The sequence below is a fragment of the Micromonospora palythoicola genome (assembly GCF_036689795.1).
GTDB lineage: Bacteria > Actinomycetota > Actinomycetes > Mycobacteriales > Micromonosporaceae > Micromonospora > Micromonospora palythoicola.
In genome coordinates, this window is sequence record NZ_JBAGKI010000017.1 from 19,256 (window position 1) to 33,903 (window position 14,648).

General features: G+C 71.3%; 14 protein-coding genes. 4 read left to right on the forward strand and 10 right to left on the reverse strand.

Features of this window, described 5'->3' with window-relative positions:
- Nucleotides 1-5: 5 nt before the first annotated feature.
- Nucleotides 6-797 carry an EI24 domain-containing protein gene (locus V5O40_RS10370; RefSeq protein WP_332905242.1) on the forward strand — a complete coding sequence of 264 codons (792 nt, stop codon included), beginning with the start codon at nucleotides 6-8 and terminating at the stop codon, nucleotides 795-797.
- Between the two features lies 1 nt (nucleotide 798).
- Complete coding sequence (locus V5O40_RS10375; RefSeq protein WP_332905243.1) at nucleotides 799-1,314, forward strand: O-acetyl-ADP-ribose deacetylase; 516 nt, start codon at nucleotides 799-801, stop codon at nucleotides 1,312-1,314.
- On the opposite strand, the gene V5O40_RS10380 is transcribed toward V5O40_RS10375, so the two are convergent.
- The 8 genes from V5O40_RS10380 to V5O40_RS10415 form a co-directional block, all read right to left on the reverse strand.
- On the reverse strand, nucleotides 1,311-2,228 hold the full coding sequence (locus V5O40_RS10380) for a GNAT family N-acetyltransferase (RefSeq protein ID WP_332905244.1): 918 nt from the start codon (nucleotides 2,226-2,228) through the stop codon (nucleotides 1,311-1,313). The genes V5O40_RS10375 and V5O40_RS10380 overlap by 4 nt on opposite strands.
- 123 nt (nucleotides 2,229-2,351) lie before the next feature.
- Nucleotides 2,352-3,305: an endonuclease domain-containing protein gene (locus V5O40_RS10385; protein WP_332905245.1), complete on the reverse strand. Its 954-nt coding sequence runs from the start codon at nucleotides 3,303-3,305 to the stop codon at nucleotides 2,352-2,354.
- Between the two features lie 108 nt (nucleotides 3,306-3,413).
- Nucleotides 3,414-4,421, reverse strand: a complete 1,008-nt coding sequence (locus V5O40_RS10390) for a LacI family DNA-binding transcriptional regulator (protein WP_332905246.1) — start codon at nucleotides 4,419-4,421, stop codon at nucleotides 3,414-3,416.
- Nucleotides 4,422-4,440: 19 nt separating this feature from the next.
- Nucleotides 4,441-5,811 (reverse strand): GH1 family beta-glucosidase, encoded by a 1,371-nt coding sequence (locus V5O40_RS10395; protein WP_332905247.1) that lies wholly within the window; start codon nucleotides 5,809-5,811, stop codon nucleotides 4,441-4,443.
- Nucleotides 5,808-6,641 carry a carbohydrate ABC transporter permease gene (locus V5O40_RS10400; protein ID WP_332905248.1) on the reverse strand — a complete coding sequence of 278 codons (834 nt, stop codon included), beginning with the start codon at nucleotides 6,639-6,641 and terminating at the stop codon, nucleotides 5,808-5,810. Before V5O40_RS10400 ends, V5O40_RS10395 begins: the two co-directional genes overlap by 4 nt.
- Nucleotides 6,642-6,877: 236 nt before the next feature.
- On the reverse strand, nucleotides 6,878-7,885 hold the full coding sequence (locus tag V5O40_RS10405; protein WP_332905249.1) for a carbohydrate ABC transporter permease: 1,008 nt from the start codon (nucleotides 7,883-7,885) through the stop codon (nucleotides 6,878-6,880).
- 113 nt (nucleotides 7,886-7,998) lie between these two features.
- A complete protein-coding gene (locus V5O40_RS10410) occupies nucleotides 7,999-9,306 on the reverse strand; it encodes an ABC transporter substrate-binding protein (protein WP_332905250.1) in 1,308 nt (435 codons plus the stop codon).
- Nucleotides 9,307-9,482: 176 nt separating this feature from the next.
- A complete protein-coding gene (locus V5O40_RS10415) occupies nucleotides 9,483-10,247 on the reverse strand; it encodes a maleylpyruvate isomerase family mycothiol-dependent enzyme (protein WP_332905251.1) in 765 nt (254 codons plus the stop codon).
- Between the two features lie 70 nt (nucleotides 10,248-10,317).
- Here V5O40_RS10415 and V5O40_RS10420 point away from each other — a divergent pair, with 70 nt between their 5' ends.
- Nucleotides 10,318-11,400: a UDP-N-acetylmuramate dehydrogenase gene (locus tag V5O40_RS10420; protein ID WP_332905252.1), complete on the forward strand. Its 1,083-nt coding sequence runs from the start codon at nucleotides 10,318-10,320 to the stop codon at nucleotides 11,398-11,400.
- A gap of 83 nt (nucleotides 11,401-11,483) precedes the next feature.
- Here the strand turns inward: V5O40_RS10420 and V5O40_RS10425 are convergent, their stop codons facing one another.
- The gene (locus tag V5O40_RS10425) at nucleotides 11,484-12,278 is read right to left on the reverse strand and encodes a methyltransferase domain-containing protein (protein ID WP_332905253.1); all 795 of its coding nucleotides are present in this window, start codon (nucleotides 12,276-12,278) and stop codon (nucleotides 11,484-11,486) included.
- A complete protein-coding gene (locus tag V5O40_RS10430) occupies nucleotides 12,278-13,042 on the reverse strand; it encodes an SDR family oxidoreductase (protein WP_332905254.1) in 765 nt (254 codons plus the stop codon). Before V5O40_RS10430 ends, V5O40_RS10425 begins: the two co-directional genes overlap by 1 nt.
- Before the next feature lie 184 nt (nucleotides 13,043-13,226).
- Between V5O40_RS10430 and mshA the strand changes: the two genes are divergently transcribed.
- On the forward strand, nucleotides 13,227-14,576 hold the full coding sequence (gene mshA / locus V5O40_RS10435; RefSeq protein WP_332905255.1) for a D-inositol-3-phosphate glycosyltransferase: 1,350 nt from the start codon (nucleotides 13,227-13,229) through the stop codon (nucleotides 14,574-14,576).
- The last annotated feature ends 72 nt before the right edge of the window (nucleotides 14,577-14,648 follow it).

Consider the following 14,648-nt stretch of genomic DNA (forward strand, 5'->3'; position numbering starts at 1 on the left):
TGGGCGTGCACGCATCCGAGCTTCCCGCCACCGCCGTTGGCGCCGGTCGCCGCTTCCTCGGCGGGGCCACGCTCCTGCTGCGAGGCGTCGGCCTGTACGTACGCAGCCCAGGTCTGATGCTGCTCGGCGTCGTCCCGGCGCTGATCTCCGGCGCGGTCTTCCTGTCCGCGTACGCCCTCCTGGTCTTCTTCGTCGACGACCTGGCCGCCGCGGCCACCCCGTTCGCCGACGACTGGGCCACGACGCCGCGTAGCGCGGTCCGGGTGATCGCCGGGCTGGCCTTCCTCGGTCTCGGTGGCCTGCTCACCGTGCTCACCTTCACGGCGGTCACCCTGGTCATCGGCGATCCGTTCTACGAGAAGATCTCGGAGCGGGTGGAGCGACGCTACGGCGGTACACCGGACGCGGTCGAGGTGCCGTTCTGGCCGTCGCTGCAGCGTAGCGCCGCCGACTCGCTCCGCCTGGTCGCCCTGGCGGCTTTGTTCGGTGTGCCGTTGTTCGCCGCCGGCTTCATCCCGCTTGTCGGCCAGACCGTGGTGCCGGTCATCGGCGCGGCGGTGGGCGGCTGGCTGCTCGCCGTGGAACTGACCGGCGCGCCCTTCTCCCGGCGCGGCAAGCGACTGCCGCACCGGCGCGCCGCGCTGAAGGCGGACCGCCCCACCGCACTCGGCTTCGGGGTCGCGGTCTTCGTCTGTTTCCTGATCCCGCTCGGCGCGGTACTGCTGATGCCGGCCGCGGTGGCCGGTGCCACCCTGCTGGCCCGCCGCTCGCTCGGCCAACCCATCACGGAGGGATGACATGGACATCGCACTGGTCGAGGGGGACATCACCGCCGAGCGGGTGGACGTGGTGGTCAACGCCGCGAACTCGTCGCTGCTGGGTGGCGGCGGAGTCGACGGTGCGATCCACCGCCGGGGTGGACCGGCGATCCTCGCCGAGTGCCGCGCGCTGCGCGCCTCCCGTTACGGGCGCGGCCTGCCGACCGGGCAGGCGGTGGCCACCACCGCCGGTGAGCTGCCGGCCCGCTGGGTGGTGCACACGGTCGGCCCGGTCTGGTCGGACACCGAGGACCGCACCGCACTGCTGCGTGGCTGCTACACCAACAGCCTCGCCGTCGCCGACGAGCTGGGCGCGGCAAGCATCGCCTTCCCGCTGATCTCCGCCGGGGTCTACGGCTGGCCGGTCGAGGACGCCGTGCGTCAGGCCCTGTCGGTGCTGCGCTCGGCGACGCCGACGACAATCACCGAGGCTCGGCTGGTGCTGTTCGGCGCCGACACCCACGCCATCGCCGAGCGGGTGTACGCGGAGGGTTAGCCGCCGGGGCGCAGCTCGCGTACGCAGGACCACTGGCTGGCCACCCGTCGGTAGCCGAGCCGGTCGTTGACCGCCAGCATCGGCGCGTTCGCCGCGTCGTTCCCGGTGTACGCGACGGTGACGCCGCGCGCCGCCGCCCGGTGCAGCGCGGCCAGCTTCACCAGCCGGGCCAACCCGCGTCCCCGGTGCTGTGGCACGGTGCCGGTGTAGTCCGACCACATCCGCGCGCCGTCCCGCTTCACCAGGCTGATCGCCACCAGCTCGCCATCCACCTCGACGCCCATGCTGGCCTCCCGGTCCAGCCCGACGTTGTCCCAGGTGTCGGCGCACCAGGTGGCGTAGCTGATCGCGTCGGAGGCCACGTCGCCCGGCTCGTCGGCGCTGGCCAGCATCTCCACTCGGTGGACCTGGCGACTGTCGACCCCGGCCAGCGGGACCAGCCGGACGTCGTCCGGGACCGCCGGCAGCGGCGGCAGCGCGCGCAGCTCCAGGGCCGAGAAGCGCTCCTGGCGACTCGGGATGAAGCCGTGCCGGCGGGCGAACGGCAACGACTCCGGCAGCGCCCGCCCACGTAGCCGGATCAGGTCGAGCGGCGCGAGGTGCTCCAGCGCCCGGCTCAGCAGTGCCCCGCCGATTCCGCGTCGCCGCTGGTCGGGATGTACGTGCAGCAGGGACACCTCGCCGACCGCAGCGCTCGTGTTGGTGTTGCGGGACGCCGACACCCAACCGACGACCTGCCCGTCGACCTCGGCGACGAAACCGCCCCAGTGCTGCTCCGCCGGTGGCGTCGAGATGAGCTGCCGGGTGGACTCGACCCCACGGATCAAGAAAGGAAACACGAGCGTACGCAACGCCACCACGGCTGGTGCGTCGTCAGGGTGTGTCGGACGGATCAGCGCGGACGGTGCAGACATGCACGGCACGCTAACCAAGCCCGACCGACCTCCGCGCCCGCTTTTCCGCCCCATCTCCGCCGTGCGGCACCGGGACGGTGGGTACGTTTCTTGTCGCCCCAGCGACAAGAAACGTACCCACGCTCAGCCTCGCCAGCCAGCGGCGGTCAGGGCGGCGCGGAGTTGGGCGGCGACATCGTCGGGGCGATGGCGGACGTCGAAGGCGGTGAACCGGAGGATGCGGTCGCCGTCGATCCAGATCCGGTTCTGTCGGCGCAGGTCCGCCGCCCAGTGCCGGACGTCCATGTGGTGCGCGCCGTCGACCTCCACGTGCAGCCGCCACCGTGGCCAGTAGGCATCCAGGTAGCGGATCCGTCCGTCGGCGTCCCGGCGTCGTTGCTGCCCTGTCGGTGCCGGGAGACGGTGGCGCCGGCAGAGCCGTACCAGGTCGATCTCGGAGAGCGCCTCCGCGCCACCGGCGATGTCGTGCAGCGTCTGTCGGATCAGGACGCGTCGCCGGGCCTGGGGCAATCGGGCGAGGACCGCGGTCATCTCCGCCGGGGTCGCCCGCCGCTGCTGGCAGCCGGCCGCGAGAATCTGTTGCGCCTCGGCGTCGGTACGCACCCACTGCGCCGCGTCGACCAGGGAGCGGGCCATCGACGTGCGGTCGGGTCGACCACGCTGCCGATCTTCGTCCGGCAGATGGCGAGACCGGCGTACCCGGACCGCGGGCAGGCCGAGCGGCAGCCGACGCAGCAGGTCGGCTCGGTGGCGCTGGTGCGGGATCAGCACGTCGACGGTCTGGTAGCGCCAGGCACTGCGCAGTCCACCCGCCGTGGCCGAGGCCAGCCCGGCGAGCACCGCGCCCTCCCCGGCCGCGAGCACCGCCACCCACGGCGCCTGTGCCTGGGAGTACGGCCCACCGGGTGGCTCGGCTCGCAGGACGCTCCGGCACACCCGGCTCCAGCGTGCGGACGTCACGAGGTGGCGCACCGCAGCGGGGCTCAACGCGGCGGTGGCCTGCGCCCAGGTGATGATCCCCGCCTGCTCGAACAGCAGCCACTGCAACGCGTCGGCGTCATCTCGGGGGATCCGCACAAGTCGATTGAACCGATTGGTGGGTAGGTTTGTTGTCGTTCCGGCGACAACAAACCTACCCACCATCGACTTCACGGCGAGCCGGATGCGCGGCTGGCAGCCAACAGCTCAGGCGGAGTCGCGGATGATCAGCTCGGTGGGGAGGATCAGCGCCGGCTCGACGTCCTCGCCGGCGGCGAGGCGGAGCAGCAGTCGGGTGCCCTGCCGGCCCAGCTCCACGATCGGTTGCCGAACGGTGGTCAACGGCGGATCGGTGTACGCGGCGGTCTCGATGTCGTCGAAGCCGATCACCGCGACGTCCTCGGGCACCCGCCGTCCCGCCTCGCGCAGCGTACGCAGGGCGGCGTGCGCCATCAGGTCCGACGCGGCGAAGACGGCGTCCAGGTCGGGGTGGGCGGCGAGCAGTTCGCGCATCGCCGCCGCGCCGGACTCACGGGTGAAGTCGCCGACCGCCACCATCTCGGGCAGCCCGGCGGCGGCCACGGTGTCCCGGTACCCGGACAACCGCTCGATGCCGGCGACCATGTCCTGCGGGCCGGCGATGGTGGCGATGCGCCGTCGGCCGCTGTCGATCAGGTGCCGTACCGCGCGGGTGACCCCGCCGACCTGGTCGACGTCGATGTACGGCACCTCCGCCCCGTCGAGCGGTCGGCCGCTGCACACCACCGGGATGCCCAGTGCGGCCAGCCGGGCGGGCAGCGGATCGGCCCCGTGCAGCGAGGCGAACAGCACCCCGTCGACGTGCCGACCGGTGGTGTACCGGGCGACCCGTTCATGCCCGGCCGGCGACCCGGCCAGCATCAGCACCAGCTGCTTGTCGGCGGCCTCCAACTCCTGGGCGGCGCCGCGGATGATCCCCGGGAAGACCTGGTCGTCGGAGAAGACCCGGGTGGCCTCCTCCGGCATCACCAGGGCGATCGAGTCGGTCCGCTGGGTGACCAGGGTGCGTGCGGCCAGGTTCGGCACGTACCCCAGCTCGGCGACCGCCTGGCGGACCGCCTCCTGGATCGGTTCGGCGACCGTGGTCGAGCCGTTGACCACCCGGGAGACGGTGGCCCGGGACACACCGGCCCGTCGTGCCACCGCTTCCAGAGTGGGCCGCTGCGCCCCCGTCATCGGAGAAACCACCACCTCGTCACAGCCCGTTCCGGGAGATCACCTCCTGGTACCACCGGGCACTGGACTTCGGTGTACGCCGCTGAGTGAGGTAGTCGACGTGCACGATGCCGAATCGCTTACGGTACCCCTCGGCCCACTCGAAGTTGTCAAGCAATGACCATACGAGATAGCCGCGCAGGTCGACGCCCCGGGCGATGGCCTCGTGCGCGGCCCGCAGGTGGCCGTCGAGGTAGGCGACCCGGTCCGCGTCCTGGAGCGGGGTCGTCGGGTCGGCGGTCTTGTCCGGGAACGCCGCCCCGTTCTCGGTGATCAGCAGGGGCACCGCCGGGTAGTCGGTGGCGATGCGTTCCAGCAGCCGGGTCAGTCCGGCCGGCTCGATCATCCAACCCATGTCGGTGAGCGGTCCGACCGGTGCCAGGAACTGCACCCGCCCCTCGGTGCCGGGGTACGCCCCGCCCCCGCCGGCACCGTCCGGCCGGCCGGCGACGTAGGTCGGCGCGTAGTAGTTGATCCCGAGCAGGTCGATCGGCGCCGCGATGATCTTCTCGTCCTCGTCCCGGACGAAGGTGGGTTCGACGAACCGTGCGACGTGCTCGCGGACGTCGTCCGGGTACCCGCCGACCAGCAGCGGATCGAGGAAAATCCGGTTGTGCAGCCCGTCGACCAGGCGTGCGGCGGCGGCGTCGGCGGCGCTGTTGGGATCGGCCGGACACACGTCGGCGGGATTGAGCGTGACGCCGATCCGGCCGGCACCGCCGGCGCGCAACGCCTGGGTCGCCAGGCCGTGCGCCAGCAGCAGGTGGTGTACGGCGCTGAAGGCCGCGCCCGGGTCCTGCACCCCGGGGGCGTGCACGCCGTTGCCGTAGCCGAGGTACGCCGAGCACCACGGCTCGTTGAGCGTGGTCCAGGTGCCGACCCGGTCGCCCAGGCGGGCGTACACGGCGCTGGCGTAGGTGGCGAAGTGCTCGGCGGTGTCCCGGCTGGTCCATCCGCCCCGATCCTGCAGCGTCTGCGGCAGGTCCCAGTGGTAGAGCGTGACGATCGGGTCGATGCCCCGACCGAGCAGCGCGTCCGTCAGCCGGTCGTAGAAGTCCAGGCCACGTGGGTTGACCGGGCCGCTGCCGTCGGGCTGGATGCGGGGCCAGGACACCGAGAAGCGGTACGCCTGCAGTCCCAGCTCCGCCATCAGCGCGACGTCGTCGGCGTAGCGGTGGTAGTGGTCGCAGGCGACGTCACCGGTGTGACCGGCGTGCACCTTGCCCGGCGTACGACTGAAGGTGTCCCAGATCGACGGGCCGCGCCCGTCGTCGCGGACCGCCCCCTCGATCTGGTACGCCGCGGTGGCCGCACCCCAGAGAAAGTTGTCCGGGAATCTCAACTCAGTCACGCCTTGACCGCACCTTCCATGATCCCGCCGATGATCTGGCGGCCGAACAGGACGAATACCAGCAGCAGGGGCAGCGTGGCGATGGCCGTTCCGGTGAAGACCTGGGACATGTCCTGGTAGTAGCCGTCAGACAGGGCTCGCAACGATAGCTGCACAGTGGGATTCTCCGGGTCGTTGAGCACCGCGTACGGCCAGAGGAAGTCGTTCCAGGTGGTCATGAAGGTGAGCAGGCCGAGGACGGCGGCGGCCGGCCGCAGTGCCGGCACCACCACGTTCCAGTAGATGCGGGCGGTGCCGCAACCGTCCACCCGGGCAGCCTCGATCAGCTCACTGCTGACCGCCTGCCCGGCGTACTGCCGCATCATGAACACCCCGAACCCGGTGACCAGGGCGGGCATGATCACGGCCGGCAGTCGGTCGTTCAGGTTCAGCTTCGTCATCAGGATGTACAACGGGATGACGCCCAGTTGGGTGGGCACCATCATGGTGGCAATGATGATCATCAGTAGTGCGTTGCTGCCCCGGAACCGCAACTTGGCGAAGGCGAAGCCGGCGAGGGTCGAGAAGAACACCACCGAGACGGTGACCGTGACCGCGACGATCGCCGAATTGATCAGGCCGGTCAGGAAGTAGGCGTCGGTGTTGGCGAACAGCCGGGAGATGTTCGCGCCCAGGTTGCCGCCGGGGGTCACCGGCGGGGGCAGTTGGCCCATCGCGTCGCTGGACCGGCTGGCCACCACGAACATCCAGTAGATCGGGAAGACCGACAGGACGCCGGCGGCGACGAGCGCGAAGTACGTCAGCGGGCTCGCCCGCCACAACCTGCTCATCGTGCCACCTCGCTTCGCTCGGCGTCACGATGAGCTTTCCCGGCACTGAGCCGAATTGTTCGTTCGCTGCGCTCGCTCATCGCGCCACCTCGCTTCGCTCGGCGTCACGATGAGCTTTCCCGGCACTGAGCCGAATTGTTCGCTCGCTGCGCTCGCTCATCGCGCCACCTCGCTTCGCTCGGCGTCACGATGAGCTTTCCCGGCACTGAGCCGAATTGTTCGCTCGCTCCGCTCGCTCACCGCGAGACCCCCTTCCGCTTGCCGGTGTCCGGCCGGGCGCCGGCACCGAGCCGACGGATGATCAGTACGTTGATCGCCGCGACGATGGCGATCAGGGCGAAGAGCAGCCAGGCGACCGCGGACCCGTAGCCGAAGTTGTAGTAAGGCGCGAAGGCGTTCTCGAACATGTACATGGTCATCGTCTGCGACTCGCGCATCGGCCCACCCCGGATCGCGTTGGTGCCGGAGTGGAACAGCCGGGGTTCGGTGAACAGTTGCAGCCCGCCGATCGTGGAGATGATGACGCAGAAGATGATCGTGGGCTTGAGCAGCGGCACGGTGATGTTCCAGAACTGCCGGGCCCGGTTCGCGCCGTCGATCGCCGCCGCCTCGTAGAGATCGCGGGGAATGGCCTGCATGGCGGCCAGGAAGATCAACGCGTTGTAGCCGGTCCAGCGCCAGTCGACCATCGTCGAGATGGCAACCCAGGAGGCGAACCGGTTGGACTTCCACTCGATGCCGTCGACACCGACCAGGTCGAGCAGCCAGTTGACCATGCCGAACTCGCGGCCGAACAGCACCCCGAACACGATCGCCACGGCGGCCGTGGACGTGACGTTGGGCACCAGCACCGCCATCCGCCAACCGGTACGCATCCGCAGCTGCCGGTTGAGCAGGTTCGCCAGCCAGAGCGCGGCGAGCAGTTGCGGGAGGGTGCTGAGCACGAAGATGCCGAGGGTGTTGACCACCGAGTGCCAGAAGTCGCTGTCCGCCAGCAGTCGGGTGTAGTTGTCCGCGCCCACGAATGTGGGATTGCTGCCCAGCAGGTCCCAGTCGTGCAGCGAGACCCAGAAGGTGTACGCCAGCGGCCAGGCTCCGAAGATCGCGAAGATCACGAAGAACGGGGCGATGTAGAGGTAGGGCGAGTACTTCGCGTCGATCCGGCTCAGCCGGCCGGCCCGGGACGGGCGGGTGCCACGCGGCGCCGGTGTGGCCGGCGGTCGTGCGTCGAGCTGCAACGCCATGACCCGTTGACTCCTTTCCACGCCCCCGCCCCGCGCCGGTCCAGGACAAGTCGCGGATGCCTGCGCATCGCGGCGGAGCCTGGACCGGCGGCGGGGTCGGGGTCTCGGGCCGGTTACTTGGTGGCGGCCTTCTTGGCGTTTTCGACCGCGTCCTGCCAGCCCTGCTCGGGGCTGCGCTGGCCCAGCTCGACGGTGCGGACCGCGTTCTCCACCTCGGTGCGGACGGCCTGGTTCTTCGGCCCCATGTAGACCGGCTTCAGCGTCTTCGCGCCCTCGCCGAAGATCTTGCCGACCGGCGCGTCGGAGAAGTACGCGTTGGTCGCCTCGGTGATGGCCGGGTCGTCGAGCGCCTGCGGCGAGGACGGCAGCGGACCCTTGGCCTTGAAGGCGCCGATGTGCCCCTCGGCGCTGGTCAGGAACTTGACCAGCTTGACCGCCTCGTCCTTGTGCTTGCTCTGCTGCGGTACGGCCAGGTGCGAGCCGCCCCAGTTGCCGCCGTTGCCCGGCACCCGGGCGATGTCCCACTTGCCCTTGGCCTCCGGCCCGGCGTTGCCCTCGATCACACCGGTCATCCAGGCGGGGCAGGCGATGGTGGCGAACTTGGCCTGCTTGAAGGCGGAAACCCACTCCTCCGACCAGGAGCCGTACTTGCCGGACAGGCCCGCGTTGACGATGTTCATCGTGATGTCCCAGGCCTGCTTCACCGCCGGGTTGGTGTCGACGACCAGGTTGTCGCTGGTGTCGTAGTAGTGGTAGCCCTGCGCGTTACCGGCGGTCTGGAGCACGATCGTGTTGAAGGTGTTGGTGGCCGCGTCCAGGAACGAGGCGCCGGTGTCGGCGGCCTTGAACTTCTCGCCGGTGGCGATGTAGTCCTCCCAGGTCGGCCAGAGCGCGGAGACCTGCTCCCGGTCGGTCGGCAGGCCGGCCTTCTCGAAGAGGTCGGTGCGGTAGCACATCGCCATGCCGCCGACGTCGGTGCCGAGTCCGATCAGCTTCTGGCCGTCGGCGGTGAGCCCCTGGTTCCACTTCCACTCCAGGAAGTTGCCCTTGAGGTCGGCGGCGCCGTGGTCGAGCAGGTTCACGAAGTTGTCCGGGTTGGCCTTGTACTCGACCATCAGGCCCTCTTCGATGGCCACGACGTCGCCGGCGCCCTTGCCCGCGGCGAGCCACTGGGTCAGCTTCGGCGAGTACTCGTCGAGGTTGCCGCCGGTGCCCCGCTCAACGATCTTGATGTTCGGGTTGGCGTCCATGTACTGCTGGTAGAGCTGCTCGTAGCCGAACTGTCCGAAGACGTCGACGGTGAGCGTTATGGTGCCGTCGCCGGCGGCCTCGTCGCCGCCGCCGCAGCCGCCGGTGACGAGCAGGACGCCGGTGGCGGCCAGAGCGACCGCCGCGAGGCGGTGACGCGGGAATGTGCCCATTTCTGGTGACCCCTCTCAGGTCGGGTGGTGGTGGAAGGGCTCTGAGAGCGCTCTCACGTAGCCTGCGGTCCGCTCGGGACCGGTGTCAAGAGAGCGCTCTCTCGCGAGGGGTCACAGAATGGCCACGAGCGACCCTCGTCGCACCGGAGGGTCGCTCGTCAGGACGGAGGTACTGATCAGCCGGCGCGGACTCCGTCGAGCAGGGCGCGGTCGCCCGCGACGGTCAGGGTGTCGAAACTGACCCGTCCCCAGAGCGCCAGCAGCAGATCGCTGGCGGTGCCGGTGACCTGTACCCGGGCGTGGTGATCGTCATGGTCGAGGATGGTGCCGGTGTCGAGCAGGGCGACCCCCTCGCCGCGCAGCCGCAGATACCACTCGTGGTCGGCGTCGGTGGCGGTCAACCGGACCACGCCCGCCCACGGGCCGCCCGACCTGCGCCGGCCCGCCGGCAACCAGGTGTCCAGCACCTCGCTCACCCCGTCGGCCGCGAGCTTGGCCTCGATCGGCTCACCCGCGGCGATGGCGAGTTGGGCGTCCCAGCGGTGCACCGCCGTCTCGTGGGCCATCCGGCGCGGCCAGAAGCCGGCCTTCTTCGGCTGGGGGGCCCAGTTCCATGCCGGTGCCTCCGGATCGAGGGTCTCGAAGAGCGCCATCAGCTCGTCGTACGCCTGCTGCCACTGCTGCACGGCGGTGACGCCCGCCGCCGGCTCGACCGGCTGCGCCCGGCTGTGCCGCGGTGCCGTCGGATCGCCCGAACCGGCCACGTCGTGCACCCATCGGTAGATGCCGGCGAGATGACGGGTCAGGTCGGTCACGGTCCAACCGGGGCAGGACAGCACGGGTGTCTCGGGCGGCGCCTCGGCCACCGCGGCGGCGAACGCCGGGCCCTCCGCCCGCAGTGCGCCGATCCAGAAATCCTTGCTGCCGTGCAATCTGCTCATCGCCATCCTCCCGGGGGTGACCGGGCCACCAGTGGGTGCCACGGCTACCCCTCAGCCTAGGGTGAGAGGCGTGTCTGACGTCTACGCCCAGCCGACAGCCGCCGCGCAACCCGCCAGCACGGGCGATCTGGCGCAATACACGACATTGTGCGTGGGTGGGCCGGCCGGCCAGGTGGTCGCCGCCACCAATGCCGACGAGATCGTCAGCCGGGTACGCGAGGCGGGCGCCGAGATCCTCCTGATCGCCGGCGGCAGCAACGTGGTGATCGGTGACGGTGGCTTTCCCGGCACGGTGGTTCTCGTCCGCTCCCGGGGACTGCGGGTGCTCGCCGAGGACGAGCGGACCGTGACGATCCGGGTCGAGGCCGGTGAGCCGTGGGACGACCTGGTCGCCGCGACGGTACGCAACGGCTGGTCCGGGCTGGAATGCCTGTCCGGCATCCCCGGCTCGACCGGTGCCACCCCGATCCAGAACGTCGGGGCGTACGGGCAGGAGGTCGCCGAGACCATCACCGCCGTGCAGGTCTACGACCGGACGGCCGGAGCCGTCGGGCAGGTGGCGGCGGCGGACTGCGGTTTCGCCTACCGGTCCAGCATCTTCAAGTACAACGACCGCTGGGTGGTGCTCTCGGTGGATTTCCGGCTGGCCCGCTCGCCGCTGTCCGGCCCGGTGCGCTACGCGGAGCTGGCCCGGGCGCTCGGCGTCGAGGTCGGTGACCGGGTGCCACTGGCCCAGGCCCGAGCCACGGTGCTGCGACTGCGCGCCGGCAAGGGCATGGTGCTCGACGCGGACGACCCGGACACCCGCTCCGTCGGCTCGTTCTTCACCAACCCGGTCCTCGACCCCGCGACGTACGAGCAGCTGCGGCAGCGGGCCGCCGGGCTGGGCGAGCCACCGGCCTGGCCCGGTGCGGACGACCTGGTCAAGGTCAGCGCCGCCTGGTTGATCGACAAGGCCGGCTTCGGCAAGGGGTATCCCGGTCCCGAGGGCACCGCTATCTCCACCAAGCACACCCTGGCCCTGACCAACCCCACCGGCACCGCCAGTACCCGGGCCCTGCTCACCCTGGCCCGCGAGATCCGCGACGGCGTCCAGTCCCGCTTCGGCGTAACCCTCCACCCCGAACCCGTCCTCATCAACTGCACCCTCTAACCGGGTTGATCAAGAAGTTTTCGTCAGCTCCCGCGCGTGAACCGACGAAAACTTCTTGATCAACCCGTGCCTGCCGGGCTCGTTCAGGTGGGGGAGACTGCGGGCCAGGGGAGGGTGAGGCGGCCGTGGCGCCAGTGGCGGGGGCGGTCGAGGACGGGCCAGCCCTGGGCGCGGACGGCGGAGACGGTGTGCAGCCAGCGTTGGCGGGGGCCGAAGGGGACGTAGCCGGCGGCGGCGTGCCAGGCGTCGTCCAGGGCCCGGATCAGGTCGTGGATCCGCTCACCCGGCACGTTGCGGTGGATCAGCGCCTTCGGCAGCCGCTCGGCCAGCTCGGCCGGACTCTCCAGGGTCGCCAGCCGGGCCGCCAGGGTCAGCGAGCGTGGGCCGTCGGCATCGAGCAGCACCCAGCCGGCGAGGCGTCCCAACTCGTCACAGGTCCCCTCCACCAGCAGGCCACCCGGGGCCAGGCGGGCGCACATCGTGGCCCACGCGGCGGCCACCTCGCTCTCGTCGTACTGCCGTAGCACGTTCAGCGCGCGGACCAGGGCGGGCCGCAGACCGGCCAGTTCGAAGCCACCTCGGCCGAAGGTCAGCCCGGGCGGGTCGGCGGCCGGTTGCGCGTCCGCGACGCGCACCGGATCGATCTCCAGCCCGACCACCCGCACGTCGGCGCGGACGCGTGCGGCGAGCCGGGCCCGCAGCTCCACCGCCGTCACCGGCGCCGCACCGTAGCCGAGGTCCACCACGAGTGGGTCCGGTGCGGCGCGCAGCGGGTCGGCGCAGGTCTCCACGATCCAGTTGTCCACCCGCCGCAGCCGGTTGGGCCCGGTGGTACCCCTGGTGACCACGCCGAGCGGCCGGGACGCCGGCACCACCATCAGCCCGTCCGGTGCACCTTGTGCTGCGCGGCCTGGGCCAGCGGCCGGACCACGAGACGGTCCACGTTGACGTGTTGCGGACGGGTGGCGCACCAGGCGATGCAGTCGGCGACATCCTCGGCGAGCAGTGGCTCGGCGACACCGGCGTAGACCGCCTCCGCCCGCTCGACGTCCCCGCCGAAGCGGGTCAACGAGAACTCGTCGGTCTTCACCATGCCCGGGTCGATCTCGATCACCCGCACCGGGCGTCCGCACAGCTCCAGCCGCAACGTGCCGGCGATGGCCGTCTGCGCGTGCTTCGCCGCGGTGTAGCCGCCGCCGCCCTCGTACACGGTGAAGCCGGCGGTCGACGAGACGACGACGATCGTGCCCGCCCCCGAGGCCTCCAGCATCGGCAGCAGCGCCTGGGTGACCCGCAGCGTGCCGAGCACGTTGACGTCGTACATCCACTGCCAGTCGCCGACGGCGCCGGACTCCACCGGATCCAGCCCGCGTGCGCCACCGGCGTTGTTCACCAGGACCGTCACCGGCGCGCCGGCCTGCTGCGCGGCCCGGGCGAGGCCGGCCACCGACTCGTCGGAGGTGACGTCACAGCTCACCGCGGTGGCGGAGCCGCCGGTGGCGGTGATCTCCGCGACCAGTTCGACGAGCCGGTCGGTACGCCGCGCCGCGGCGAGCACGTGGAAACCCTCGCCCGCGAGCCGCCGCGCGGTGGCGGCGCCGATCCCGCTGGACGCTCCGGTGACGATCGCGACACGCTTCATCCGGCCATTCTCGCTCCCCGCCCGGCGACCGCCGGCGGCACGGTCGCCATGAGGTCGGTCACGCCCGAGACCCTGCCCGACGTATTTCCCGCCGCCGATCGGGAAGATGACATCCGGCATGGCGTGTTTACGCAGGAGCGCCGGTCGTGCGGGGACGGCATCAACCGTGGCAAAGGGAGCGGACGTGGCGGAAGAGCACACCGGTGTCGGGCGTCAGCGGGGTTCCCTGCCGTGGCCGCGACCCCGGCGGATCGCGACCCTGTCGGTACACACCTCGCCGCTGCACCAGCCGGGCACCGGGGACGCGGGCGGCATGAACGTCTACATCCTTGAGGTCTCGCGGCGGTTGGCCGAGGCGAACGTCGAGGTCGAGATCTTCACCCGGGCCACCTCGGGCGACCTGCCGCCGGTGGTGGAGGTGGCTCCCGGCGTGCACGTCCGGCACGTGATGGCCGGCCCGCTGGAGGGCCTGACCAAGGAGGAACTGCCCGGCCAGCTGTGCGCGTTCACCGCGGGTGTGCTGCGCGCCGAGGCGGCCCGTCCGCCGGGCCACTACGACCTGATCCACTCCCACTACTGGCTCTCCGGCCAGGTGGGCTGGTTGGCCAAGGACCGTTGGGGGGTGCCGCTGGTGCACACCGCGCACACCCTCGCCAAGGTGAAGAACGCGCAGCTGGCCGCCGGTGACCGGCCGGAGCCCAAGGCGCGCGTGATCGGTGAGGAACAGGTGGTCGCGGAGGCCGACCGGCTGGTCGCGAACACCCGGGTCGAGGCGCGGGACCTGATCGGTCGGTACGACGCGGACCCGACGAGGGTCACCGTGGTCGAGCCCGGTGTGGACCTGGACCGGTTCCGTCCCCCGGTCGGCGACCGGGAGGCCGCCAGGACCGCCGCCCGGATCCGGCTCGGCCTGCCGGCCGGTGGCCACCTGGTCGCGTTCGTCGGCCGGATCCAGCCGCTGAAGGCGCCCGACGTGCTCGTCCGGGCGATCGCCGCCCTACGGGCCCGGGATCCCGAACTGGCCCGTGAGGTCGCGGTGGTGATCTGCGGCGGTCCCAGCGGCACCGGGCTGGACCGGCCCACCGCGCTGATCGAGCTGGCCGCCTCGCTCGGCGTGACCGACCGGGTGCACTTCCTGCCCCCGCGTACCGGGGCGGAGCTTCCCCTGCTCTACCAGGCGGCCGACCTGGTCGCGGTGCCGTCGTACAACGAGTCCTTCGGCCTGGTCGCGTTGGAGGCCCAGGCCTGCGGTACGCCCGTGGTGGCCGCCGCCGTCGGCGGACTGGTCACCACGGTGCGCGACCAGGTCAGCGGGGTGCTGGTGCGCGGACACGACCCGGTGGACTGGGCGGGTACGCTGGCCCGCCTGCTGCCCGATCGGGCCCGACGGGCCGAGTTGTCCGTCGGCGCCGCCCGGCACGCCCGGGATTTCTCCTGGCACCGCACCGCCGCCGGCCTGCTCACCGTCTACGGTGAGGCGGTCGCCGACCACCGGGCCGGCCTCACCGCCGAACTCGCCGCGTCCCGCTGTTGACGTCGGCGCGGGGCGGTCCCGGCGGGCCACGTGCCACCTGACAGCGCCGGAGCGCAACGGCGCCCGGGCGGC

Excerpts from the sequence above, each read along its gene's own strand:
- V5O40_RS10425 (WP_332905253.1), bottom strand. The coding sequence starts at position 12,278 with ATGGTGGTGCCGGCGTCCCGGCCGCTCGGCGTGGTCACCAGGGGTACC.
- V5O40_RS10410 (WP_332905250.1), bottom strand. The coding sequence starts at position 9,306 with ATGGGCACATTCCCGCGTCACCGCCTCGCGGCGGTCGCTCTGGCCGCC.
- V5O40_RS10380 (WP_332905244.1), bottom strand. The coding sequence starts at position 2,228 with ATGTCTGCACCGTCCGCGCTGATCCGTCCGACACACCCTGACGACGCA.
- V5O40_RS10430 (WP_332905254.1), bottom strand. The coding sequence starts at position 13,042 with ATGAAGCGTGTCGCGATCGTCACCGGAGCGTCCAGCGGGATCGGCGCC.
- V5O40_RS10415 (WP_332905251.1), bottom strand. The coding sequence starts at position 10,247 with ATGAGCAGATTGCACGGCAGCAAGGATTTCTGGATCGGCGCACTGCGG.
- V5O40_RS10375 (WP_332905243.1), top strand. The coding sequence starts at position 799 with ATGGACATCGCACTGGTCGAGGGGGACATCACCGCCGAGCGGGTGGAC.
- V5O40_RS10400 (WP_332905248.1), bottom strand. The coding sequence starts at position 6,641 with ATGAGCAGGTTGTGGCGGGCGAGCCCGCTGACGTACTTCGCGCTCGTC.
- V5O40_RS10390 (WP_332905246.1), bottom strand. The coding sequence starts at position 4,421 with ATGACGGGGGCGCAGCGGCCCACTCTGGAAGCGGTGGCACGACGGGCC.
- V5O40_RS10405 (WP_332905249.1), bottom strand. The coding sequence starts at position 7,885 with ATGGCGTTGCAGCTCGACGCACGACCGCCGGCCACACCGGCGCCGCGT.